The sequence below is a fragment of the Stenotrophomonas sp. YJH_SMC_12-1 genome (genome assembly GCF_059370935.1).
Genome location: NZ_JCAFUD010000002.1, coordinates 374,333 through 397,467, shown reverse-complemented (window position 1 = coordinate 397,467; position 23,135 = coordinate 374,333). Strand labels below are relative to the sequence as shown.

General features: G+C 65.6%; 19 protein-coding genes and 1 tRNA gene. 9 read left to right on the top strand and 11 right to left on the bottom strand.

Translation table 11 applies throughout. The annotated features are described in order from the left end of the window. Positions 1-41 precede the first annotated feature (41 nt). Positions 42-2,099 (top strand): putative bifunctional diguanylate cyclase/phosphodiesterase, encoded by a 2,058-nt coding sequence (locus tag AC5P8Y_RS05400; protein WP_049404734.1) that lies wholly within the window; start codon positions 42-44, stop codon positions 2,097-2,099. A 494-nt stretch (positions 2,100-2,593) separates the two neighbouring features. Here AC5P8Y_RS05400 and cyoD read toward each other — a convergent pair whose 3' ends face one another. From cyoD to cyoA, 4 genes are read right to left on the bottom strand one after another with little or no spacing between them, the layout of a single operon-like run. Further along, positions 2,594-2,935 (bottom strand): cytochrome o ubiquinol oxidase subunit IV, encoded by a 342-nt coding sequence (gene cyoD / locus AC5P8Y_RS05395; protein WP_005408584.1) that lies wholly within the window; start codon positions 2,933-2,935, stop codon positions 2,594-2,596. Beyond that, positions 2,935-3,573, bottom strand: coding sequence for a cytochrome o ubiquinol oxidase subunit III (gene cyoC, locus AC5P8Y_RS05390; RefSeq protein WP_005408583.1), 639 nt, complete (start codon positions 3,571-3,573; stop codon positions 2,935-2,937). Before cyoC ends, cyoD begins: the two co-directional genes overlap by 1 nt. Beyond that, a complete protein-coding gene (gene cyoB / locus AC5P8Y_RS05385) occupies positions 3,570-5,567 on the bottom strand; it encodes a cytochrome o ubiquinol oxidase subunit I (RefSeq protein WP_005408582.1) in 1,998 nt (665 codons plus the stop codon). Before cyoB ends, cyoC begins: the two co-directional genes overlap by 4 nt. Before the next feature lie 2 nt (positions 5,568-5,569). Beyond that, positions 5,570-6,610, bottom strand: a complete 1,041-nt coding sequence (gene cyoA, locus AC5P8Y_RS05380) for a ubiquinol oxidase subunit II (protein WP_005408581.1) — start codon at positions 6,608-6,610, stop codon at positions 5,570-5,572. 353 nt (positions 6,611-6,963) lie between these two features. Between cyoA and AC5P8Y_RS05375 the strand changes: the two genes are divergently transcribed. The 3 genes from AC5P8Y_RS05375 (at position 6,964) to AC5P8Y_RS05365 (ending at position 8,308) form a co-directional block, all read left to right on the top strand. Continuing rightward, positions 6,964-7,575, top strand: coding sequence for a GyrI-like domain-containing protein (locus AC5P8Y_RS05375; protein ID WP_033833370.1), 612 nt, complete (start codon positions 6,964-6,966; stop codon positions 7,573-7,575). Between the two features lie 39 nt (positions 7,576-7,614). After that, complete coding sequence (locus AC5P8Y_RS05370; protein ID WP_049430964.1) at positions 7,615-7,908, top strand: hypothetical protein; 294 nt, start codon at positions 7,615-7,617, stop codon at positions 7,906-7,908. A 73-nt stretch (positions 7,909-7,981) separates the two neighbouring features. Then, positions 7,982-8,308 (top strand): hypothetical protein, encoded by a 327-nt coding sequence (locus AC5P8Y_RS05365; protein ID WP_005408578.1) that lies wholly within the window; start codon positions 7,982-7,984, stop codon positions 8,306-8,308. A gap of 75 nt (positions 8,309-8,383) precedes the next feature. Here AC5P8Y_RS05365 and AC5P8Y_RS05360 read toward each other — a convergent pair whose 3' ends face one another. From AC5P8Y_RS05360 to AC5P8Y_RS05340, 5 genes are all read right to left on the bottom strand, one after another. Beyond that, entirely contained in the window at positions 8,384-8,743 is a 360-nt protein-coding gene (locus AC5P8Y_RS05360; RefSeq protein WP_033833369.1) for a TonB family protein, read from the bottom strand. Next, a complete protein-coding gene (locus AC5P8Y_RS05355) occupies positions 8,744-9,694 on the bottom strand; it encodes an RHS repeat-associated core domain-containing protein (RefSeq protein WP_395760179.1) in 951 nt (316 codons plus the stop codon). 280 nt (positions 9,695-9,974) lie between these two features. Beyond that, positions 9,975-10,050: transfer RNA gene (locus tag AC5P8Y_RS05350), tRNA-Thr, on the bottom strand. Between the two features lie 50 nt (positions 10,051-10,100). Continuing rightward, positions 10,101-11,105 carry a 2-hydroxyacid dehydrogenase gene (locus tag AC5P8Y_RS05345; RefSeq protein ID WP_033833399.1) on the bottom strand — a complete coding sequence of 335 codons (1,005 nt, stop codon included), beginning with the start codon at positions 11,103-11,105 and terminating at the stop codon, positions 10,101-10,103. Positions 11,106-11,202: 97 nt separating this feature from the next. Further along, entirely contained in the window at positions 11,203-14,073 is a 2,871-nt protein-coding gene (locus tag AC5P8Y_RS05340; protein ID WP_049404728.1) for an autotransporter outer membrane beta-barrel domain-containing protein, read from the bottom strand. A 255-nt stretch (positions 14,074-14,328) separates the two neighbouring features. On the opposite strand from AC5P8Y_RS05340, the gene AC5P8Y_RS05335 reads away from it, so the two are divergent. Genes AC5P8Y_RS05335 through AC5P8Y_RS05315 form a run of 5 tightly spaced genes read left to right on the top strand, consistent with a single transcriptional unit; the run spans position 14,329 to position 20,323 of the window. Continuing rightward, on the top strand, positions 14,329-14,838 hold the full coding sequence (locus AC5P8Y_RS05335) for an RNA polymerase sigma factor (RefSeq protein WP_080052359.1): 510 nt from the start codon (positions 14,329-14,331) through the stop codon (positions 14,836-14,838). Continuing rightward, positions 14,835-15,803, top strand: a complete 969-nt coding sequence (locus AC5P8Y_RS05330) for a FecR family protein (RefSeq protein ID WP_033833367.1) — start codon at positions 14,835-14,837, stop codon at positions 15,801-15,803. The genes AC5P8Y_RS05335 and AC5P8Y_RS05330 overlap by 4 nt, the downstream gene beginning before the upstream one ends. A 14-nt stretch (positions 15,804-15,817) precedes the next feature. After that, positions 15,818-18,604, top strand: coding sequence for a TonB-dependent receptor domain-containing protein (locus AC5P8Y_RS05325; protein ID WP_353949645.1), 2,787 nt, complete (start codon positions 15,818-15,820; stop codon positions 18,602-18,604). Between the two features lie 46 nt (positions 18,605-18,650). Further along, a complete protein-coding gene (locus AC5P8Y_RS05320; RefSeq protein WP_111108421.1) occupies positions 18,651-19,607 on the top strand; it encodes a hypothetical protein in 957 nt (318 codons plus the stop codon). After that, entirely contained in the window at positions 19,604-20,323 is a 720-nt protein-coding gene (locus tag AC5P8Y_RS05315; protein WP_049430971.1) for a hypothetical protein, read from the top strand. Before AC5P8Y_RS05320 ends, AC5P8Y_RS05315 begins: the two co-directional genes overlap by 4 nt. Before the next feature lie 82 nt (positions 20,324-20,405). Here the strand turns inward: AC5P8Y_RS05315 and AC5P8Y_RS05310 are convergent, their stop codons facing one another. Further along, positions 20,406-21,071, bottom strand: coding sequence for a lysoplasmalogenase (locus AC5P8Y_RS05310; protein ID WP_049430973.1), 666 nt, complete (start codon positions 21,069-21,071; stop codon positions 20,406-20,408). Continuing rightward, a complete protein-coding gene (locus tag AC5P8Y_RS05305; protein WP_049430976.1) occupies positions 21,068-22,951 on the bottom strand; it encodes a M61 family metallopeptidase in 1,884 nt (627 codons plus the stop codon). The genes AC5P8Y_RS05310 and AC5P8Y_RS05305 overlap by 4 nt, the downstream gene beginning before the upstream one ends. Positions 22,952-23,135 lie beyond the last annotated feature (184 nt).

Below are 23,135 nucleotides of genomic sequence, written 5' to 3'. Positions count from 1 at the left end.
GCGCCTTGCGGGCGCCCCCTCCCTCCCCCTCTGGATTCAACATGACTGGCAGTTACAGTCAGAGCCTGGTCGCCATCTCCCTGCTGGTGGCCATTCTTGCTTCGTACACGGCGCTGGACATGGCCGGCCGCCTGGCCACCGCCGAGGGCCGCGTGGCCCGCTGGTGGCTGGCCGGCGGCGCGGCGGCGATGGGCCTGGGTATCTGGTCGATGCATTTCATCGGCATGCTGGCCTTCGACCTGCCGATTCCGGTCGGCTACGACCTCGGCATCACCCTGTACTCGCTGGCCGTGTCGATCGGCGCCTCGGCCTATGCGCTGTGGCTGGTGTCGCGGTCCAGCCTGCCCTGGCGACGTCTGCTGGCCGGCGCCGTGCTGATGGGCCTGGGCATTGCCACCATGCACTACCTGGGCATGGCCGCGATGCGCATGCAGCCGGGCATCGACTATCACCCGGGCTGGTTCGCTGCCTCCATCGCGGTTGCCATCGGCGCCGCCGGTGCGGCGCTGTGGATTGCCTTCCGCCTGCGTGCCGAGCAGCGCAACACCACGCGCCTGCGCCTGCTCGCCTCACTGGTGATGGGCCTGGCCATCGTCGGCATGCACTACACCGGCATGGCCGCGGCGCGCTTCCCGGAGGGCAGCATCTGCGGCGCGGTCGGCAGCGGCGGCATCGACACGCGTTGGCTGGCGGTGCTGGTGATCGTCACCACGGTGGCGACTCTGGGCATCGCCCTGGTGGCCTCGCTGTTCGACCGGCAGATGCGCGTGCGCACCGGGCTGCTGGCCGATTCACTGGCACACGCCAACGACAGGCTGATCCAGGCCGCCCTGCACGACCCGCTGACCCAGCTGCCCAACCGCATGCTGCTGCAGGACCGCATCGAGCAGGCCATCGAGAAGGCGCGGCGGCGCAACCAGGCGGTGGCGGTGCTGTTCTGCGACCTGGACGGCTTCAAGGCGGTCAATGATGCGTACGGACACCAGCTGGGAGATCGCCTGCTGGTGGCAGTGGCGCAGCGTATCGGCGGCCTGCTGCGGCCACAGGACACCTTCGCCCGCCTCGGCGGCGACGAGTTCGTGATCGTGCTGGCCATCGATGTTCCCGACGATGCAGTGGTGGTCGCCGAGCGGATCATCGCGGCGGCGGGCGAACCGTTCCTGCTGGATGCAGCCGAGCTGCAGGTCAGCGCCAGCCTGGGCATCGCCCTGTATCCGGCTGACGCCGGCAACGAGCGCGAGCTGATGGCACACGCCGATGCGGCGATGTACCACACCAAGGAGACCGGCCGGAACGGCTATACGTTCTTCACCCCCTCGATGCAGCTCAGTGCCAACCGCCAGCTGCGCCTGCTGCAGGACCTGCGCAAGGCCATCGCCCGCGACGAGCTGGTGCTGCACTACCAGCCCAAGTTCCCTGCCGCCGGCGCACCGGCCACCGGCGCCGAAGCGCTGCTGCGCTGGCAGCATCCCGAGCTGGGCCTGCTGGCGCCGGATGTGTTCATTCCCATCGCCGAACGCAGCGGTCTGATCCTGCCGATCGGTGACTGGGTACTGGACCGTGCCTGTGCACAGCTGCGCGCGTGGCACGATGCCGGACATTCCGAATGGTCGATGGCGGTGAACCTGTCACCGTTGCAGTTCGCCTCGCCGGCGCTGCTGGACAGTGTGCGCGAGGTGCTGCAACGGCACCGCATCGAACCGGCGTGCCTGACCCTGGAGATCACCGAGACCACGGCGATGAAGGACGTGGACGCCAGCCTGGCGATTCTCAACGACCTGACCGCGATGGGCGTGCACATTGCCATCGACGACTTCGGCACGGGCTATTCCAGCCTGCTCTACCTGAAGCGCATGCCCGCCACCGAACTGAAGATCGACCGCGCGTTCGTGCACGATCTGGAATGCAATGAAGAGGATGCCGCCATCGTCTCGTCGATCATCGCGCTGGGGCGCACCCTGCAGCTGCAGGTGGTGGCAGAGGGTGTGGAGACGCAGGCACAGCGCGAGTACCTGAGCGAACTGGGGTGTGATCAATTGCAGGGTTACCACCTGGGCCGACCAATGGACGCCGAGGAGTTCCTGCGCCGGGTGGGGTGAGACCCCATCCACGCATGGCATGGATCTCCTGGTAGCGCCGGCCGCTGGCCGACTTCCCGTAATTGCCGGCCAGCGGCCGGCACTACCACCCTGTGCCGGCCATGCCGGGTGGGATGAGGCCGATGGCTTTGGGGTCGGATCCCTTGCCGCAGGCAAGGGCTCTGACCCCATCCCCGTACAGCGTGGATCTCCTGGTAGGGCCGGCCGCTGGCCGCCTTCCCGCAACTGCCGGCCAGCGGCCGGCACTACCCCCTGTGCCGGCCATGCCGGGTGGGATGAGGCCAATGGCTTTGGGGTCGGATCCCTTGCCGCAGGCAAGGGCTCTGACCCCATCCACGCATGGCGTGGATCCTGGTAGAGCCGGCCGCTGGCCGGCTTCCCGTAATTGCCGGCCAGCGGCCGGCACTACCACCGCGCGTGCCATTCCCGGTGGGCGCGACAAACAAAAAGGCCGCCCGAGGGCGGCCTTTCTGCGTGGCGACGTCGCGCGGACGTCAGTGCATCATGTGCACGTTCATGTTGTGCATGACCCACAGGGTACCGACCACGATGATGCCGATCACCACCACGGTGAAGGCCGCAGCGTTGACGTTCCAGCGGCTTTCCGAAGAGCGGTCCAGGTGCAGGAAGAACACCAGGTGGACCAGCATCTGCAGCACCGCGGTGATCGCGATCACCACACCGTTGACGGTGCGCGAGAAATCACCCGACATCACCATCCAGAACGGGATGACGGTCAGCACCACCGCCAGCACGAAGCCGATCAGGTACGACTTCACGGTGCCATGGCTTTCGCCGCCGGTGCCGTGGTCGTGTGCATGGTTGTCATGTGCCATTACAGCGCTCCATTGAGGTAGACGACGGAGAACACGCCGATCCAGATCAGGTCCAGGAAGTGCCAGAACAGGCTCAGGCACGCCATGCGGGTCTTGTTGGTCGGGGTCAGGCCGTACTTCTTCAGCTGCACGAACATCACCAGCAGCCACAGCAGGCCGGCGCTGACGTGCAGGCCGTGGGTACCGACCAGGGCGAAGAACGCCGACAGGAAGGCACTGCGGTCCGGACCGTAGCCCTGGTGGATCAGGTGCTGGAACTCCCACACTTCCATGCACATGAAGCCGAAGCCCAGCAGCCAGGTGATGCCCAGCCACAGGTACATCTGGCCCATCTGCTTGCGGTGCATGGCGATCATGCCCAGGCCGAAGGTCAGCGACGAGGTCAGCAGCAGCGCGGTTTCCCATGCCACGAACGGCAGTTCGAACAGGTCCTTCGCGGTGGGGCCACCATCGGTGCCGCCTGCCAGCACCACGTAGGTGGCGAACAGCGAGGCGAAGATGAGGCAGTCGCTCATCAGGTACACCCAGAAACCGAAGACGGTGTTGCCGCCGGTGTCGTGGTGCTCGTGGTCGTCATGGCCATGGGCCGCCGCATGCGCGGCGTGCCCGTGGCTCAGGGTCGAGGTATTGGTGCTCATGCCTTCAGCTCCGACTTCACCAGGCCCTGGGCTTCCAGGTGCTTGCGGTGTTCGTTCTCGATGCGTTCCACCTCGGCGGCCGGGACCCAGTAGTCCACGTCCTGGTCGAAGGTGCGGTAGATGAACGTGGCGATCATGCCGACGAAGCCGACGATGGCCAGCCACCAGATGTGCCAGATCATCGCGAAGCCGAACACCAGGCTGAAGGCACCGATGACAACGCCCGTGCCGGTGTTGCGCGGCATGTGGATGTCGGTGTACTTGGCCGGCTTCGGCCAGGCTTCACCACGCTGCTTGCGCTCCCAGAAATCGTCCAGTTCGGTGACTTCCGGCAGGGTGCCGAAGTTGTAGAAGGCCGGCGGCGAAGAGGTTTCCCACTCCAGCGTACGGGCATCCCACGGGTCGCCAGTCAGGTCGACGGTCTTCTTGCGGTCGCGGATCGACACGGCCACCTGGATGATCTGGCACAGGATGCCGGCGCCAACGATGAAGGCACCTGCGGCGGCGATCAGCAGCAGCGGCTCGTAGGCCGGGTTGACGGTGCTCTGCAGGCGACGGGTCATGCCCATGAAGCCCAGCACGTACATCGGCATGAAGGTCACGTAGAAGCCGATGAACCAGCACCAGAACGCGCACTTGCCCCAGAACTCGTTGAGGCGGAAGCCGAACATCTTCGGCCACCAGTAGGTGATGCCGGCGAACATGCCGAACACCACGCCGCCGATGATGACGTTGTGGAAGTGGGCGATCAGGAACAGGCTGTTGTGCAGCACGAAGTCGATGGCCGGGATCGCCAGCATCACGCCGGTCATGCCGCCGATGACGAAGGTGACCATGAAGCCGATGGTCCACAGCACCGGGGTGGTGAAGTGCACGCGGCCGCGGAACATGGTGAACAGCCAGTTGAAGATCTTCACGCCGGTCGGGATCGAGATGATCATCGTCGTGATGCCGAAGAAGGCATTGACGTTGGCACCCGAACCCATGGTGAAGAAGTGGTGCAGCCACACGATGAACGACAGCACGCCGATGCAGGCGGTGGCGTAGACCATGCCCTTGTAGCCGAACAGCGCCTTGCGCGAGAAGGTCGCGATGACTTCGGAGAACACACCGAACGCCGGCAGGACCAGGATGTACACCTCCGGGTGACCCCAGATCCAGATCAGGTTGATGTACAGCATGGCGTTGCCGCCACCGTCATTGGTGAAGAAGTGCGTACCAAGGTAACGGTCCAGGGTCAGCAGCACCAGGGTGATGGTCAGCACCGGGAAGGCAGCGACGATCAGCACGTTGGTCACCAGGGCGGTCCAGGTGAACACCGGCATCTGCATCAGCTTCATGCTGGGGGTACGCATCTTCAGGATGGTGATGAAGAAGTTGATACCGCTCAGCGTGGTACCCAGGCCTGCGACCTGTAGACCCCAGATGTAGTAGTCCATGCCGACGCTTGGACTGTATTCGATGCCCGACAACGGCGGGAACGCCAGCCAGCCGGTGGCAGCGAACTCACCGATCCACAGCGACAGCATGATCAGCACAGCGCCCGACACGAACAGCCAGAAGCTGAGCGAGTTGACGAACGGGAACGCGACGTCGCGCGCACCGATCTGCAGCGGCACGGCCAGGTTCATCAGGCCGGTGATCAGCGGCATCGCCACGAAGAAGATCATGATCACGCCGTGGGCGGTGAAGATCTGGTCGTAGTGGTGCGGTGGCAGGTAACCCTCGGACCCGCCGACGGCGAGCGCCTGCTGGGTACGCATCATGATGGCGTCGGAGAAGCCGCGCAGCAGCATGACGAAGGCGACGATGAGGTACATCACGCCGATCTTCTTGTGATCCACCGAGGTGAACCACTCCTTCCACAGATAGCCCCACAGCTTGAACTTGGTGATCAGGGCCATGACGCCCAGGCCACCCAGCACCGCGCCGACCAGGGTGGTCAGCACGATCGGATCGTGGGGGATCGACTCAAGAGAGAGTTTTCCCAACATGTTCATTCTCCCGAACCCGCGTGGCCAGCATGGCCAGCGTGTTCGTGTTCGGTGGCATCCAGGTTTTCACCCGATTCCTTGGAATCATGCGCGTCACTGGGGGCATGCCCCTCGTGCGCTTCATGGCTGGCGGCATCGGCAGCGGCGGCACCGGCGTGCGAGTGCTTCATGCCGTAATGCTTGTTGTCGCCCATGTGCTTGGCGATGACCCAGTCGAACAGGCCTTCTTCGGTCTTGCCGAAGTAGGTGACCGGATACCACTCGGCGTTGCGTGCTTCACCCAGGGCCTTGAACGAGGCCTTGTCCAGGGTCTGCTCACCGGCACGGACCTGGTCCAGCCACTGACGGTATTCGGCATCGGTGACCGAGTAGGCGGTGAAGTGCATCTTGGCGAAGCCTGCGCCACTGTAGTGCGAGGACATGCCCGGGAATTCACCGGTCTCGTTGGCGATCAGGTGGAGCTTGGTCTCCATCGCAGCCATCGAGTAGATCATGCTGCCCAGGTGCGGGATGAAGAAGGCATTCATCACCGAATCGGACGTGATCTTGAAGTTCAGCGGCGTGTTGACCGGGAACTTGATTTCGTTGACGACCGCCACCTTCTCTTCCGGATAGATGAACAGCCACTTCCAGTCCAGCGAGATCGCCTCGATGGTGACCGGCTTGACGTCCGATTCCAGCGGACGATACGGGTCCAGCGCGTGCGACGAACGCCAGGTCAGGACCGCCAGCACCAGCACGATCATGCAGGGAATGGACCACACCACCACCTCGATCGCCGTCGAGTGGGACCACTTCGGCTCGTAACGGGCCTTGGTGTTGGAGGCGCGATACTTCCACGCGAAGGTCAGGGTCATGATGATGACCGGGATGACGACCAGCAGCATGAGCACGGTGGCCGTGATCAGCAGGGTCTTCTCATCCTGGCCGATCTGGCCCTTCGGACTGAGGATGGCCACGGCATCGCAGCCGGTGAGCATCACCAGCAACGACAGCAGCAGGCCCGGGCGCAACCAGCGCCCAAGGGTTTTCAACGGAATCATCGGTCGATCCAATTGCGAGGGAATGCCGTTCCCCGTCCTGCCTGTTCCGGCCAAAGCCGGTCCCACCGGTCCGGAAGACAGGTAGGGAGGTGGGTCGAGTCAGCCTTTCAATTTTAGGCCGTCACCCACCATTTAAGAAAGGCATTGACATTGATCGAGCGCAGGAAAGGCCCGATTCTGGCTGCGACACGTTGTCGCACCGCGCGGGCATGACGGGGCGCATGACCCAGGGCGGCATTCCGGCCCTGGACGTTCGCGGGCCGTTCGCCCTCGTTCGGCAAAGTCACCTGAATCGGTTCAGGCGTGCTGACGGGTGCCTGGCATGGGATGCTCGGCACAGGAGGAAGACCCCGATGGACAAGATCGACTTCAAGAACCGCGACCGGGCACTCTATCACCCGCCCGCCGGCCAGTTCGTACCGGTCGATGTACCGCCCCTGCCCTACCTGATGGTCGATGGTCGCGGCGACCCGAACACTGCCCCGGCCTACCTGCAGGCGGTGCAATGGCTGTACTCGGTGAGCTATGCACTGAAGTTCGCCCTGAAGGCCGGGGGCCAGGACTACGTGGTGCCACCGCTGGAAGCGCTTTGGACCGCCGAGGATCCGTCGAGCTTTGTGGCACGCCGCAAGGATGAGTGGAGGTGGACGGCGATGATCCGCACGCCGGATGGGATCCGTCCAGCGCAGTTGGAGGCTGCCATTGCCAAGGCGGCGAAGAAACTGGGCGACGTTCCGGCCAGCCTTCGCCACGAAATTCTCGAAGAAGGCCTCTGCCTGCAGACGCTTCACGTAGGCGCCTACGATGAAGAGGGTCCGGCCCTGGCCCATCTGCACGACGAACTGATGCCCGCACTGGGTTACACCTTTGCCGGCCCCCATCATGAGATTTACCTGAGCGACCCGCGCAGGACCGACGCGGCGCGGTTGAAGACCGTGCTGCGGCAGCCCGTCCGTGCGGAATGACCGCCTGCGAGCACCGCTCTGACAAGGAGCAGAAGATTCATGCCCCTGATTGATCGTTTACTGCGCTGGACCACCCTGCCCACCGGGCGCCGCGCCTTCGCGCTGCTGTGCAGCGTGTTGTTGCTTGTACTGGCCTGCAATCCCGACCTGCTGCCGCTGCTGTCGCTGATCGATGCACTGGGGATGGATGTGGTGGTGTTGCTGCTGGCCGCACAGGTAACGGTGGTACTGCCCTGGCTGCGGGAACGCACCGGGCGATGGTTCCGGCTGGCCATGCGGATCGCGGCCGGGGTGCTGGCCGGGGTGATCGGCGCTATCTGCGGCAACTGGTGATGCTCGTGCTCATCAGATCCGGCACCTGCTGCGCTATATATAGGGCTTGATCCTCCGGGCCTGCAGGGAAGACATGAAACAGCTCGCTATCACACTCGGTGCACTGCTGCTGTCCGGCAGCGCATGGGCCGATACACACCAGACCGGAAAAATCACCAAACTGGTTGTCGAATCCACGTTCGTTTCCGTGTGGCTGGAAGGCCAGCCCACCAACAACGAGTGTGCTTCCGACGGGCGCTGGACAATCGATCTGGCCAGCGACAAATCCGGACGGGAAAAGTACGCGGCCATCCTGTCGGCGGCGTCATCGCGGACACCGATCGGCTTCCACGCACTCACCAGCGAAGGTTGCGGCGTGTTCGGAGCAAAGAAGATCTACTATTTCGATCTTGCTTATTGAGGCAGATCTTCTCCCCAACTCGCGCTGCCCCATGGCGGGGATTGCCAACGCCTTCCATGGCCTGACCGGGCTCATTCAATCCAGACGTTGGAAATCGAATGTGACCTTCCTGGTGCAGCGGGAGGGGACCGGAGGGAAACGCCACTTCGCCACGGCAACCAAGGCTGCGCGCTCATAAGCAGCATTATCGACCCTCCCCCGGTCCAGCGCTTCAAACTGTGACCGCGTGATGACGGGATTTGTCACCCGCCCATCCTCTTCAACGACGACGGTCGCCACGACAGAGCCACGCACCTGCATCTCGGTCGCGGCGGGAACGACCGGCGCAATGGACTCCACCGGACTGCTTGCCGCCTGGCAAGGCCCAGGGAGCTCCTCACCGGCGTGACATGAGGCACTGGACAAGGCCAACGCAAGCATCAGAACGCGGTTCATTCAACACTCCCGATTGCTGGTGGGGGAGCAGACATTAACCGTGCCGTTCGTGTCGCTGTAGCTCTTCCGGGCAGGCTCCCCCAGCTCACGCGCGGCCCGGGTCTCCACCCCCGTAGCCCGCGCCTCCTCCGAAGATACGCCGACTCGGATCTGCATCACGCCGTTGCTCTCCGAGTTGGACTGTGGCGCAACAAGCGAAGCCTGGAAAGCGGACAATCCAACCCGATCATGCTGGGCAGCATGGCTCACCTCGTGACCGCCCCCCAGAGCAGGAGACTGGATCTCCCCGGAGGATTTGACGCGAAGTCCAGAGGTGACATCAATGCTGATGATTCTCTTGTTCTCGTCATATCCAAAATCACCATTGCGATTGAACTGTATGGTGTAGGTCTCATCGGATAGGAGAATCTGCTTCAGTTCAGAGCTGATGGTTTCTGACTTCATCCAATGGTTGAGCACGGCAGCACCATCACGCAGCGTCGCTCCGCCTTCAAATGCGTACTTGACGATTCGCCCATCTGGATCGGTGAACCTGTAAGGATTCCCGTTCGCATACCTATACCGGTTGAACTGCCCCACCGGCTGCTCATACGCCGTGACCGGATCAACCGACAGGAACACCCCCAACTGCGGATCCATGTAGCGCTGCTGCATGTAGATCAGGCCCGTTGCCGAGTCGCTCACGTGCCCGGTATACCCCGGCCCGTCCGTGACCTGACCACCGACCACGGCCCCGTAGGGCTCGTAGTCATAGCGCTTGATCACATTGCCGTTGGCATCGCTCTCAGCCACGACCGAGCCCAGGGCGTCAGTGTGGATGTACGTCACAGTGGTCTGGGCGACTGCGGTTGGCGACAGGCCAAGGCCGATCAGCAGCACACAACACAGCCAGGCGCCTGATGCCCCCAGCTTGCGAATTCGATCTCCACATCTCCTGAAGCGGGTAAACACGCCGCCTGCAGTTCCCCCGAACCTGCGCATCCTTCCAATCTCTGAAAGAGCCTTGAAGCAAGGCTGGGTATTCATAGCACAGGAATGACCGGCTGCAGTTGCCAGGTCAGGAACTGTGCAAGGAGCCAAGCGCCTGGGAAGCCGGAGGGGCGGGTAGATCGCGAGACTCAGAAATCGCGACCTGCCAGCCATGGGCTGGCACTTCTGGGGTTGCCGGCCAGCGGCCGGCACTACCAGAGCATAAAAAAAGCCCCGACCAAGGCCGGGGCTTTTCTACAACTGGTGCCGGAAACAGGAGTCGAACCTGCGACCTACGCATTACGAATGCGCCGCTCTACCAACTGAGCTATTCCGGCGGAGCCCGCGATTTTACGGGCTGGGCGCCCCGGCGGTCAATCCACCCGGCTCAGTCCGCCTCTACCCGGTTGGCACACACCCGCCCAGCCGCGAAATCCTGCAGGTTCCCCAGCGTGATCGCCGAGATCTCCTGCAGCGCCTCCACGGTGAAGAAGCCCTGGTGGCCGGTCACCAGCACGTTGGGGAAGGTCATCAGGCGCTGGAAGGCCTCGTCGTCGATGATCTCGCCGGACAGGTCCTGGAAGAACAGCGCGCTTTCCTGCTCGTACACGTCGATGGCCAGGTGGCCGAGCCGGCGCGACTTCAGCCCGCGGATCACTGCATGGGTATCCACCAATCCGCCGCGCGAGGTATTGACCAGCATCGCGCCCGGTTTCATCCGCGCCAGCGAGGCGTCATTGATCAGGTGCTGGGTATCGGGCGTCAGCGGGCAGTGCAGCGAGACGATGTCAGCGCGCGCCAGCAGTTCATCCAGCGCCACCATCTCGCCGATATCTGCGAAGGCCGCCGACGGATACGGGTCGTGCCCCAGCACCGTGCAGCCCATGCCCTTGAAGATGCGCGCGGTGGCCAGGCCGATCTTGCCGGTACCGACGATGCCGACCGTGCGGCCATGCAGGGTCCGTCCAAGCAGTCCGTCGAGCATGAAGTTGCCTTCGCGCACGCGGTTGTAGGCACGATGGGTCTGGCGGTTGAGGGTCATCACCAGCGCCAGTGCATGCTCGGCCACGGCTTCGGGCGAATACGCCGGCACCCGCGCGACGAACAGGTCCAACGCTTTCGCAGCGGCCAGGTCCACATTGTTGAAGCCCGCACAGCGCAGCAGCACCGCACGCACGCCCAACGCGTGCAGCGCGCGCAGCACCTGCGCATCCAGCCGATCGTTGACGAACGCGCAGACCGCGGCGCAGTCCTGTGCCAGCGCTGCGGTATGCACATCCAGCGCGGCATCGAAGTAGACGAACGTGTAACCCTGCCCCGCCGCCTCACGCAGGTTGGCTTCGTCCAGGAAGCGACGGTCGTAGGGTCGGGCGCTGAAGACGGCGATCTGCATGGAATAACCTGGATGGAATGCCATGCCGACCATACCGCAGCCACGCGTCCGTGGGGATGGCACCGGCGATGCGAACATCGCCGGTGCCCTGTGCCACTCAGAACTTGTAACCCAGCCCCAGCATCACGCCGTTCTGGATCTGCCCGTCACGACGCTCGCCCACGTAGTCGGCCATGATCGACAGGCGTTCGCTGGCGCGGCTGGTCACGCCCAGGTTCCAGGCCAGCACCTGCTCGCCCACGGCCTGGCTGCTTGCCCCGAACACCAGATCCGGTGCTGCGGCGAAGCCGGTGCTGTAGCGCGCCTGCGAGTCGCCCAGTTCCTTCTGCCAGACCACGCGGGCACGCGGGGTAATGCGCTCGCCGTTGTTGCCTTCGAAGGTCCTGAACAGCTGCAGGCCGGCGCCCACGCGGATGCTCTCCAGGCTGCCGCTGCGACCGACCAGTGCACCCGCGCCCTGCCCTTCATTGAAGCGCGTGGCCGAGGTACGCGCGTAGTCCACCACCGGCAACAGCGGCTGGATCACCAGGCCCTTGCCCGTGGTGAATGAGAACGCATGCTCCACCCGCGCGGAGATCGCATCGTTGCTGTACTTGGCACGCAGCGGCTGCTGCAGGCCATCGATACCGCTGACGCTGCGGCGGGTGTCGTGACGCAGGTCTGTGTAGCGCACCGCCGCCGAGAGATAGCCGCGCGAATAGGTCGCGTCCAGGTAGCCACCCACGTCCAGCGCGCGCACGTCACCACTGAAGTCGGAGCCGTCGCGGCCCTTGGTCGACATATCCGCCGCGGCCACGCTGACGCCCAGGGTGACGCGGTCATCGGCAACGCGGGTATCGGCGCCGACGACGATGCCGCCGATGTTATGGCTCAAGCCTGCCACGCCACCGTCGGCATCGATGCGGCCGTGGCTGGCGAAACCGCGCGCCCACAGGCCATGGTTGCGACCAGGGCCACTGCCTTCACCGCCGCCCGCCGCCGGCTCGACCAGATGCATGGCCAGCTGGTTGAACAGGCTGCCGTGGCGCATGCCCGGCTGCGCCGACACCGACTGCGCGGCCTGCGAGGCCAGGCCGTCGGCATCACCGCCACTGCGCATCGCGGCCTGGTGCTGCTGCACCACGTTGCCGATGCTGCCCACCAATGCGTTGTCGGCCAGGCGCAGGGTCGCGTGCGCGTCACCGCGCAGGGCACCGGCCTGCTGTGCGATCACATCACGGTCGGCGAACTGCAGGGCGCCGAGCAGCGACTTCAGGCCACCATCCCTGCGATCGGAAGCGGTCGCCAGCGCGCGGCCCAAGCCATCGCCGGAAGTGCCGTTGGTGAACAGGCCCAGCTGGTCGAAACCCGGGTTGGCGGTCAGCCACAGGCCGTCAGCGGCCTGCTTCACGTTGAAACTCAGCAGCGAGTTGTGGCGCGGGCGGAACACTTCGCCGCCGGTGATGCTGGCGCTGTAGCCGGTGTCACCCAGACGCACGACCTCTTCGAAGCCGCCCTGGTAGATCGGGCCCTGCACCAGGTCACGGCGGAAGTCCTGGCCGTAGTAACCCTGCGCCACGTTCAGTTCGAGGAAGGCCCCTTTGGAGATCACCAGCGCGCCGTCGGTCTGCTTGCTGTCGAAGAAACTGCCTACACGCAGGCGGCCACTGCCCGCCCCGCCGTTCTCGGTCACATCGAACAGCACCTTCCCGCCCGGCATGATGTTGACGTAGCCATGGGTGACCAGATCGCCGCCGCGCGGCATCAGGGTCCCGTACACGCGCAGGCGGTTGAAGCCGTCCTCGCGCCAGGACGGGCGGGTACCGCTGGCCAGCGCACTGAGATCCATAGCGGTGCCGGCCACGTCACCATTGCCGACCAGCATGCCTGCGCCCATTACCCGCACCTCCGAAGCGCGCAGGGCGCCGCCTTCCAGCGCGATGGTGCCGTTGTCGACCAGCATGAAGTCGGCACCGGTGGTCGCGGAGGTCCGCCATGTCGCGCCATTGGTCACGCGGATCACGCCCATGGAGTTGTCCAGCGTGGACGCATCCAGATCGCCCAGGCGCAGCTTCGACAGCAGCAGGGCCTTGTAGTACGGATCGTTCTGGTAGTCCTGTACCGAGTTCGCGCCGATGCCCTGCGGACCATTGCTGGACGCGTTGTAGATGCTCTGCGCCAGGTTGATGTAGCTGGATTGCCAGTTGGTGTTCCAGCGCGCGAAGTCATCATCGACGAAGGTCTGCAGCTGGCGACCGGTGCGCAGGTAGCCCGGATTGATGTCGCCGCTCACGTTGGCGGTGACATTCAATGTATCGCCCGGATCGCGGTAGCCCTTGGCGGTGATGACCCTGTTGCTGTAGATGTCCTGGCCCGGGAACGACTCCAGCTTGCTGCCGCTGCCATCAGGATCGAAAGTGACCGAGGCACCCGTGGTGCGCGCCGGATCGCGGAACACCAGCAGGCCGTTGGGCTGCACGACTTCATACATGGCCTTGTGCAGCAGCCCGGCATCGATGCCGCCGCCGTAGTTGCCGGTGTAGATCTGGGTCATCCGCGGCGATGGCGTGTAGATCACCTTGCCGCTGTTGCTGGCCGCGTGGATCTGTACCGAATCGACGATCGGCAGATCACCGGCCAGATAGCGTTCGACGCCACCGGACTGCATGATCGAGCAGGACGAAATGCAGTGGCCGGACACGATGGTGTTCAGGCCGGACGTGCGGATCACGCCCTGCAGCCACTCGCCGGCGATCAGCGCGCCACCATTGGAGGTGCGCAGCACCACTTCGCGGATCGGCCGGCCCTCGGCCTGTGCCTTGGCCAGCAAGGCGGGCAACGACACCACATCGGCGTAGGTCACCCCGCCGCTCAGGAAGATGCGATCCCCCTGCACGTGATAACTCATTGCCATGACGTCATCAGCCGCCGCGATGGCGCCAACGGCGATCAGCCCGGCCAGGGCCAGGCTCAACTTCGAATGCTTCATACGTTCTCTCTCTCCACCCGCAACACGCGGGTAAGGAGTCAAACGGCAAAGCGCCGGAATCTCCCCCAGCCCGGTCGGCCGGAAAAAATGAATGCATTCACAATGAGAGAGGGGCACCACACACTCTTCCCCATCCGGTCATCGTCGCGTAAAACTCGAAGGCGCACCCGCCAACGTCAGCCGAGGCCAGCCCTGTCCGTTCCGTCCCCCCTGATCCACCACGCGCCGGAGCCACCCGCGCCTGCGGACGCCTTCATCGCGTTCGTACGCGAGGAACGCGCGCCACTGTGCGCGTTCCTGCGCACACGGGGCGTCGGGCCGGAGGATGCAGAGGACATCGCGCAGGACTGCATGGAGCGGCTGATCCGCTATCGCGCGCACGGCACCGACGAACTGCGCCTGCTGCTGTATCGTATCGCGCGCAATCGCCTGGCCGATCGCGGCCGATCGCCGCAGTCGCGACCGCACCTGTCACTGGCCGAGCATGATGGTCACGACGAGCCCACCAGCCCGTCGCCGGACCCCTTGCGCCAGGCAGAGTCCGGGCAGATGTTGTCCCTGCTGCGGCAGGCCCTTTTCAAATTGCCCGAGCGTGCGCGCGAGGTGTACCTGCTCAACCGGATCACCGGCATGAGCTATACGCAGATCGCGCGGCACTGTGGAATTACAGCCAAGACCGTGGAAAAACACATCGCCCGCGCCCTGCAGGGCCTGCGCCAGGAGTTGGGACCGGATCCGCTGCACAACGACGGGGATACCGAATGAGCAGCCACCGGCACACGGAAGACGCCTCGCTGTTCGCACGCGCCAGCGCCTGGGTGGCGCGGTTGGAGGCCCCGGACTGCACCCCTGCCGAACGCGAGTCGTTCGAAGACTGGCTGGCTGAAGACCCTGCCCATGTCAAAGCCTGGGCGCAGGCCGAAGATCTTTTCCAGCAGGGCCAGGGCCTGGCTGCGGACCCATGGCTGCGGACGGCTGCGGCGCGTGCGGCACGGCCTGCCCGACGCCGCTGGCTGCCTGCCGCGGCCGCGGCCGCTGGTATCTGCCTGGCCATCGGCGTGGGCTGGATGGTAGCGGTGGATGGCAACCCAGCCCCGCAGCGCTTTGCCAATGACACGCATCAGGCGCAGCGGCTGACCCTGCCCGATGGCAGCGTAGCCACGCTCGATGCCGGCACGACGCTGCACGCACGCTTTGGCTGGCGCCACCGCGAGCTGGACCTCGAACGCGGCCGCCTGCAGCTGCAGGTCGCGCCATCGAACAAAGCACTGCAGCTGCGCGCCGGCACCAGCACCATCCGCGATATCGGCACCACCTTCCAGGTCGAGCGCCTGCACGATGGCCTGGTCGAGGTCGCGCTGCTGGAGGGTGCGGTGGAAGTCAGCAACGGCGCCGCCCAGCACACCCTGGCCCCTGGCCAGCAACTGCAGGTACTCCCCTCCGGGCGCATCCAGCCCGGTCCAGCGCTGTCCTCCACGGCAGCCGCCGAGGGCTGGCTGCATGGGCAGCTGGTCTTCGATGCCACCCCGCTGTCGATCGTGGTCGAACGCATGAACCGCTATGGCCATGCACCGCTGGTGATCGCCGACCCGGAGATCACCGATCTGGCAGTCAGCGGCACGTTCCGCGCAGGCGACGCACAGGAGTTGCTGTCCGCGCTGGAACTTGGCTGGTCCATTGCTGGCCAGACGCGCCCGGATGGCGCGCTGGAACTGCGCCGCACGTACTGAGGAGGCCTGCGGTGATGGCAGGACCAGGCGCGCTGCAGTGGGGGCTGCTCCGCCCCCTGCTGTGCCTGGCGCTGCTGGTCGCCGCGCCGCCTGCCGCCCTCGCAGGCGATCCGGCTGCCACCCACGACTACCGCATCAACGCTGGCCCGTTGCCCTCGGCATTGCAGCAATGGGCACGGCAAAGCGGCATCGCTCTGGTGTTCGATGCCCGGGAACTGGCGGGGCTCCATGCCAACGGCACCCATGGCCAGGCCGATCCAGCATCGGCCCTGAAACAGCTGGTCGCCGGCATGCCGGTGACCATCCTTCGAACACCGTCCGGTGGCTTCGTGGTCCGCCGCATCCGCGTCGCGCCCGCCGTCGCGCCGCCGGTTCCGGCAACGGTGGCGCCGCGCCCGCGCATGCCCCCGCAGTCGCCCCCCCAGGTGGACCTGGCGCCGATCCATGTCACCGGCAGCCGGTTGCCGCGCACCTCCGTGCAGACCACCCTGCCGGTGACCACGATCGATCGCGCAGATATCCTGCGCAGTGGCTACGGCAGCCTGTTCGACCTGCTGCGACACCTGCCGGGCATGAACGGGCTGCCAGCGATGAGCAGCGCACGCAGTGGCGATTCGCAGTACCTGCCTGTCGGTGCGGCCGCCACCACCAGCCTGGATGGCATGGGACCGCGCGCCACCCTGTTCCTGGTCAATGGCCGGCGCCTGCCCCGTTATCCGATGGTGTCCCTGGAACAGGGCGGGCTCACCGACCTGGGCGGCATTCCACTCAGCTTTGTCGAACGCATCGAACTGGTGCGCGGCGGTGCTTCGGCCATCTACGGTGCCGATGCCATGTCCGGCGTGGTCAACATCATCCTCCGCGACCAGGCCGACGGTCCGGAGGCAACGCTGCAGACCGGTCTGAGCAGTCGTGGCGACGCCGGCCAGTACCGCGTGCAGGCCGCCACCGGAGGCCTGCGCGGGAGCGGCGACCGCTGGTTCGCAGGCATCGACCTGCATCGCGTCGATCACCTGGCGGGGGACCAGCGTGACTGGCACGCGGAGACGTCGCAGTACCTGATCGGCGCCTTCCGCGATGGCGACTACTGGCCCGCTACGCGCTGCGACGGACCATTGAAACGACGCAATGGCGCCTGCTGGTTCGACAGTTCGCGCCCTCGTTCGCTTCAACCGGCCTCCGATACCGCCTCGGCCTATCTGCGCTACCGGCATGAGCGTGGCCAGGGACGCTACGTCTATGCCGAAGCCCGCGCCAGCCACAACCGGCAGCGTTTCGATCTGGGCCCGACCGCCGTCGCCCTCGGCCTGTACGGCTACACCTTCAACAGTGTCCTGCGCGAAGCCGGCAATGTGCGTCCCCAGGTCCGTGCCACCGACGCCGATCTCACCCTGGGCATCGGCCGGGACCAGGGCAGCCACAGCTGGGACGCTGGCATCAGCGCGCAGCGCAGCGACGTCACCCTGGCCACGCCGGGTACCGTGCGCGCCGAACCGTTCATCGAGGCGGCGCAGTCGCTCAGGTTCCTGCCAGGCTTCGATGCATTGCCCGCCGATGAAGCCACTTCGCTGTTCCCATCGATCCGCAACCGTGGACTTACCGAGCAGTGGCAGGGCTGGTGGGGCATACAGCGCGCATTGATGCCGATGCGGGGCGGCAATGCGCAGCTGGCTACCGGCATCGATCTGCGCCATGAACGCTGGACGTCGCACCCGGACACCCTGCTGAGCCAGGGCGATCTGGCACTGGGGCTGCCGCAGCAGCAGCGGCGCCTGTCGCGGCAGAGTGGCGGTGCGTATGCGGAACTGGGCCTGCCACTCACGTCGGAACTGCGCATGGACCTGGCCGCGCGCTGGGACTACGACGGCGACTACACGGCATTCTCGCCCCGTGCCGGCCTGCGCTGGACGCCAACACCGCACTGGTCGTTCCTGCTGGCCAGCGGCCGCGGCTATCGCGCGCCCAGCCTGTTCGAACAGCGCCGCCCGCCAGGACAGTTCGGTACCCTTACCCTGCCCGTCTCAAGCGCACTGCCACCTTGTGCACAGAGCGAGCCGGACGGCCGCTGCGTGGTCACTGCGGATGTGGAGGAGAACAACGCGCTCAAGGCCGAGAGCTCACGCAGCCATTCGCTGGCGGCGACCTGGTCACCCAGCGATGCGTTCTCGCTTTCGCTGACCCACAACATCGTCGAGCTGCGCAACGAGATCCTCGCGCTGCAGCCGGCCGATGCCGTGTGGAACCGTGACACCTGGCAGTTGGATGAGGATGGCAACCTGAGCAGCCTCCGCCTGTCGTTCGACAATATCGGCCGCACCACTTCCCGCAACTGGGTGCTGCGTGGCGAATACCGGGTCGACACCGGCAGCGCCGGCCAGTGGTTGTTCTCCTTGGACGCGCTGAAGCAGCAGGAGCTGCGCCGCCGTCGGGACCACGAGCCGGCGATCGACCTGCGCGGGCATGTCACGCCCGAGATGGCGGCGGTCCTCAACGTGCAATGGCAGAACAGCAACTGGGACATCGCCCTGCGCGGCAACCAGGTGGGCCGCACCCGCGCATGGCTGCCCGGCGCCGAGTGCCCGCAGCGGCAGATCGAACAGAACCACTGCATGAATCCGCGCCAGCTGCGCTGGAACCTGCACCTGGCGCGCCGCCTGGGCACACGCGTCATCGCGGCGCTGGACGTGCACAACGTGCTTGATGCGCAACCGGTGAACTACCTGGTCGGCAATGGTGGGCAGATGCCGGGGCTGGACGATCCACTGGGTCGCTACTACCTGCTTACCCTGCAGTTCCGCTGAGCGTAGTACGCTACGCGGCCTGTTCCACCGGTCTGCCACCTTCCCCATGAAAGCCTATCTCTGGTTCTGGGGCGCGTTCCTGCTGTTCTTCGCGTTGCCCTTCCCCTGCATCCTCTATTTCGGAACCTCCTGGCCGGTGGCGCTGGCTGATCGCAGCGCGCCATGGCTGTCCCTGCTGCTGCTTGTGCTGTCGCTGGCTGCATGGCTCTCTCTGCTGTTCGCGTTCCTGCATTTCCTGCTGCTCGGCCCACCGCGCGCCCTGCATCGCGTCCGCTCGATCCTCGCCGATGGCGAACCGCGCGATGCGCTGATCGAACACGCTGAACAGACCGGCGTACAGGTGCGTGGCTTCGCGCAATGGAAACTGCAGCTGTCCTTCAAGAACCTGTCCGGCACGCCGATCCGCGAACAGCTGCTGGTGGTCGACAGCAAGCCGCAACTGCAGCGCTTCGGCGTCGGCAGGCACGTCGATGCACGCCTGAGCCGGGTGCCGGGCGCGTTCCCGAACGTGGTACTGGACGGTGCCCAGCCCGAACTGGATGTCGCCAGCCTGTGGCGGCGAAGCATCGGCGCAGCGCTCGGCATCGTCCTGGTAGCCGCTGCCTATGTGGCGGCCTACCGGTTGCAGAGCGAGGGCCTTGGCTGGACCTTCCTGTCCTTCGGCCATCCGCTGCTGGTGTGCCCGCTGGTGCTGTGTGGGTACATTTTGGGGCTGCGCCTGCTTGGCCGCCTGCTGCAGGCTGATGCGCGCGGCGACGCGTTGAAGTACCGCGGCATCGGCGTGGAGGCCAGGGTGCTGAAGGTGCGTCAGACCGGCACCTACCTCAACGAACAGCCGCAGGTGGAGTTCCAGCTGGAGTACACCGATCGTGACGGCCACGTGCAGCAGGTGAGCGTGCGCCGCTTCATCCCGCTGATCGATCTAGCCAACATCCCGCGCGAAAACGTGACCCTGCTGTACGACCCGGATGACCGTGGCAACGTGCGCCTGGAGGACGTATGAAACAGCCGCCCTCCACCCGCACCGTGTTCCTGGTACTGCTGCTGGTTCTGGCGGGCGTGGCCGTTGCCGGCGGCGCCCTGCAGACCATCAGCGAAACGCTGGGGCATTCGGTACAGCCGGACCGGTTGCCACCCTCCGTCCCGTCTCAGTCGCCGCGCGAGCAACCCGCATCGCTTGTGCCGTCCCCGGCCGCCTTCCCCGCGGCGAGTACCGCTGCGGCGCCCGAGCGCAACAATCGCCTGTTCGATGCGGACTACCTGCTGGCTGCCCGCCAGGCACTGGAGCAGCTGCCAGCACTGGCCGGACAGCGGTTGACGGTGTTCCACAGCATCCACTTCTATGACGATGGCCGCATCAACCTCGATCTGGTCGACCCGCAACAGCCGGGCCACGTCGACAGCTACCACTTCGAACGTGGCCAGTGGCGCAAGGGCAATCCGGTGAACCCGCAGCAGTTCGCGCCGACCATCAGCCTGCAGCGCAGCAGCACACCCCTGGCCAGCATCGATTTCGAGGCCGTGTCGCGCGTGGCGCAGGCACTGCAGGAACAACGCAACGCGCTGCAGAACCCCGCATCCGAAGTCGGCCACGTCTACGTGATCGTGCGCAAAGGCGGCAAGCTGGTGTGGCTGCCGGATGACGTCGCCGGTGACCGCGAATCCGTGCGCCTGCAGTTCGATGCGCAGGGCACCCTGCGCGGCGTGAACCGCCGATAGGCTACAAAAAAAGGGGACGGAGGGGATTAAGTCGCATGTGCCTTGGTGCGGATTGCGACTTAATCCCCTCCGTCCCCTTTTTCTATTTCACCGAGCGGGCGATGGCGTACTGCGCGCCGTAGTACGTGGACAGCACCAGCAGGCTGGCCAGCGGCAGGCCGCCGGCGAAGCGGTCCCAGGCCAGTAGTGAATCGCTGGCGACGAACAGCAGCGCACCAGCGGCCGCCCAGCGCGCGCTGCTGGCTTCCACGGCAGCGGGCTGTGGCCGGCGCCACTGGCGTGCCAGTGCCAGCACCGCCATCGAGGCCAGCACCACCACATACGCCAGCACCGGCGCACGCATCGGTGCAGGCAGGTGCGGCCACAGGCCAAGTACGTTGAGCACGGCAAACGTCGCCAGCAGGACGCTGGCGGCGAGCAGGCCACGTCCGGCACGCAGGCCGTCGCGGAAGGCGACGATATAGCAGAGGTGGGCCAGCAGGAACGCGACCAGGCCCGGCACGAACGCATCCATCGGCAGCATCAAAGCGATGTCACCCACGCACGACAGCAGCATGCCGGCCAGCACCGCGCGTCGATAGAACGGCTGCGCGGGATCATGCACGCGCCAGACGATGGCAGCGATCAGCAGCGTGGTGGTCGGCTTGGCCAGCCAGTGCAGCCAGCGCCCGTCACCGTGCAGGAACGTGCCGACGATGGCCAGGATCGCCATCAGCAGGATCACGCCATCGCGGGCGCGCGGCTTCATCGCGCCTTCCACAATTCTGCGAGGCGGTCAGGCTTGCCGGCGATACGCTCCAGCACCGGGTACTGCAGGCCACCGTGGTAGGCGATGCTCATCGTTTCGATGCGGTCGAACTGCTTCACCAGCAGCACGATCGGCGCCTTGTCCTTCGCTGCCGCAGCCACCGCGTCCTTCAAGCGCTGGCTGCTGTACTCACGGCCGCCAACCGCGATCACCTTCATGCCCGGTGCAAGACCGGCGTTGAACGCCGGGCTGTCCCAGATCACATCGCCGACCGTACCGCTGTCGAGCACGGTCGCGCCCAGCGAATAGGCGAGCAGTGCCGCCTTGGCGCGTTTTTCCTGTGCCTTGTAGGCGTCGTTCGGCGTATCGCGGTAGACCAGCTTCCAGCCTGCCAGCTCCAGGCCGCCGGTCAACGAACCGTGGCCGTCCAGGCGCCCGCGCAGGAACGTCGCCCAGTCGTACGGCGCGATGCCGTTCAAGGTCGCGACCACATCATCGAAGGTGTACGGGTTGACATCCCAGTCGCCATTGCCGACGCCGAAGAACGCACGCGCGAAGTCGTCCAGGCTGCGGCGGTTGCCGCTCAGTTCGCGCAGCTTGCCCTCCACTTCAAGCCACAGCATCTGGCCGCCGGAGTAGTAGTCCTCGCTCATCTGGTAGTTGCGGTAGGGCAGCGTGCGGCGCTGGGCGATGGTCGGATCGTTGGTAGTGTCCTGCAGCGGCCGCCAGGCCAGGCCCGGTCGGCCACGGTCGTAGGTCGCGGCCACATTGGCCAGCATGTCGCGCGCCTGCGCGGTCGACCACAGCCCCGAACGCGCCGCCAGCACCTGGCCCCAGAACTGGGTCTGGCCCTCGTACACCCACAGCAGGCTGTCGCCCATCGGCACGTTGAAGTTGGCGGTGGCCAGGTCGGCGCCGCGACGGTACTTGCCGTTCCAGGAATGGGTGTACTCGTGCGGCAACAGATCGCGCATCCACGCGTTGCTGTCCCACTCGGTGAAGTAGCCCGGGTCAGCGCTGTTCTCGCTGGAACGGTGATGCTCCAGGCCGATGCCACCGAGGCGGTCGGTCAATGCCAGCAGGAACTCATAGTGGTTGTAGTGGCGCGCACCGTAAAGCTTGTCGGCCTGCTGCACCAGCGCGCGATGCAGGGTGATCTGTGCCTCGCTCGGCTTCAGCGATTTGGCGTCGTCGGCAAACACATTGAGGTGCACCGGCACCTTCGCGCCCGGGTCGAGATCGATGCGCTGGTAGTGCTCGCCGGCGAACAAGGGCGAATCGACCAGATGGTCATACGAGATCGGCTTGAACACCACGGTGTCACCGTCGCGCCGCGCGGTTTCCAGCGCGGTTGCGAACGACCAGCCCTTGGGCAGGGTCACGCTGGCCTGCGCCTGCAGGTTGCGCGCATCGACGCCGGCCTGATACAGCGAATTGGCGTTCCACTGCAGGTTGAGCATTTCCGGGGTCATCACCACCCGGCCCTGGCTGCCGCCCTGCGAGGACAGGAAGTCGAAGTGGGCGACGATCTCGCTCACGCCCTCGGGCACGTTCACCTTGAACGCATAGACGTTGAACTGGTCACGCTGCCAGGCCAGCGGCTTGCCGTTGGCGGTCACGCGCAGGCCGGCCAGCTTGTCGATCGGGCCGGTGGGCGAATGGTTGCCGGGAATCCACTGCGGGTACAGCAGGGTCATCGGGCCGGGCTTGGCCGGCACCGTAGCGGTCACCTTGAAGATGCGCCGGGCCAGATCGCGCGCGTCGACATCGATGCGCAGCAGGCCGGGGGCCTCAGCGTTCGCCGGTGGCGAGGTCTGCGCCAGTGCAGGCGTGGCCGCCAGCGCGAACAGCAACGACATCGCCAAGGCTCGGGTCTTCATCGGGCAGGTTCCAACAGCGGAGAATCTTCCGATGCTAGGCCTGTAACGTGCCCTGCCCCATGGCCAAAGGTCATGGGCGGGCCGCCCATCCTTGCGTGCGAAAAAGCGTGCGAACCAAGGTTCGTACCCACCTTGTGCCGGCTCGCACCCACCTTGTGCTGGTTTGCACCCACCGTGTGCCAGT

Excerpts from the sequence above, each read along its gene's own strand:
- AC5P8Y_RS05400 (WP_049404734.1), top strand. The coding sequence starts at position 42 with ATGACTGGCAGTTACAGTCAGAGCCTGGTCGCCATCTCCCTGCTGGTG.
- cyoD (WP_005408584.1), bottom strand. The coding sequence starts at position 2,935 with ATGGCACATGACAACCATGCACACGACCACGGCACCGGCGGCGAAAGC.
- cyoC (WP_005408583.1), bottom strand. The coding sequence starts at position 3,573 with ATGAGCACCAATACCTCGACCCTGAGCCACGGGCACGCCGCGCATGCG.
- cyoB (WP_005408582.1), bottom strand. The coding sequence starts at position 5,567 with ATGTTGGGAAAACTCTCTCTTGAGTCGATCCCCCACGATCCGATCGTG.
- cyoA (WP_005408581.1), bottom strand. The coding sequence starts at position 6,610 with ATGATTCCGTTGAAAACCCTTGGGCGCTGGTTGCGCCCGGGCCTGCTG.
- AC5P8Y_RS05375 (WP_033833370.1), top strand. The coding sequence starts at position 6,964 with ATGGACAAGATCGACTTCAAGAACCGCGACCGGGCACTCTATCACCCG.
- AC5P8Y_RS05370 (WP_049430964.1), top strand. The coding sequence starts at position 7,615 with ATGCCCCTGATTGATCGTTTACTGCGCTGGACCACCCTGCCCACCGGG.
- AC5P8Y_RS05365 (WP_005408578.1), top strand. The coding sequence starts at position 7,982 with ATGAAACAGCTCGCTATCACACTCGGTGCACTGCTGCTGTCCGGCAGC.
- AC5P8Y_RS05360 (WP_033833369.1), bottom strand. The coding sequence starts at position 8,743 with ATGAACCGCGTTCTGATGCTTGCGTTGGCCTTGTCCAGTGCCTCATGT.
- AC5P8Y_RS05345 (WP_033833399.1), bottom strand. The coding sequence starts at position 11,105 with ATGCAGATCGCCGTCTTCAGCGCCCGACCCTACGACCGTCGCTTCCTG.
- AC5P8Y_RS05340 (WP_049404728.1), bottom strand. The coding sequence starts at position 14,073 with ATGAAGCATTCGAAGTTGAGCCTGGCCCTGGCCGGGCTGATCGCCGTT.
- AC5P8Y_RS05330 (WP_033833367.1), top strand. The coding sequence starts at position 14,835 with ATGAGCAGCCACCGGCACACGGAAGACGCCTCGCTGTTCGCACGCGCC.
- AC5P8Y_RS05325 (WP_353949645.1), top strand. The coding sequence starts at position 15,818 with ATGGCAGGACCAGGCGCGCTGCAGTGGGGGCTGCTCCGCCCCCTGCTG.
- AC5P8Y_RS05320 (WP_111108421.1), top strand. The coding sequence starts at position 18,651 with ATGAAAGCCTATCTCTGGTTCTGGGGCGCGTTCCTGCTGTTCTTCGCG.
- AC5P8Y_RS05315 (WP_049430971.1), top strand. The coding sequence starts at position 19,604 with ATGAAACAGCCGCCCTCCACCCGCACCGTGTTCCTGGTACTGCTGCTG.
- AC5P8Y_RS05310 (WP_049430973.1), bottom strand. The coding sequence starts at position 21,071 with ATGAAGCCGCGCGCCCGCGATGGCGTGATCCTGCTGATGGCGATCCTG.
- AC5P8Y_RS05305 (WP_049430976.1), bottom strand. The coding sequence starts at position 22,951 with ATGAAGACCCGAGCCTTGGCGATGTCGTTGCTGTTCGCGCTGGCGGCC.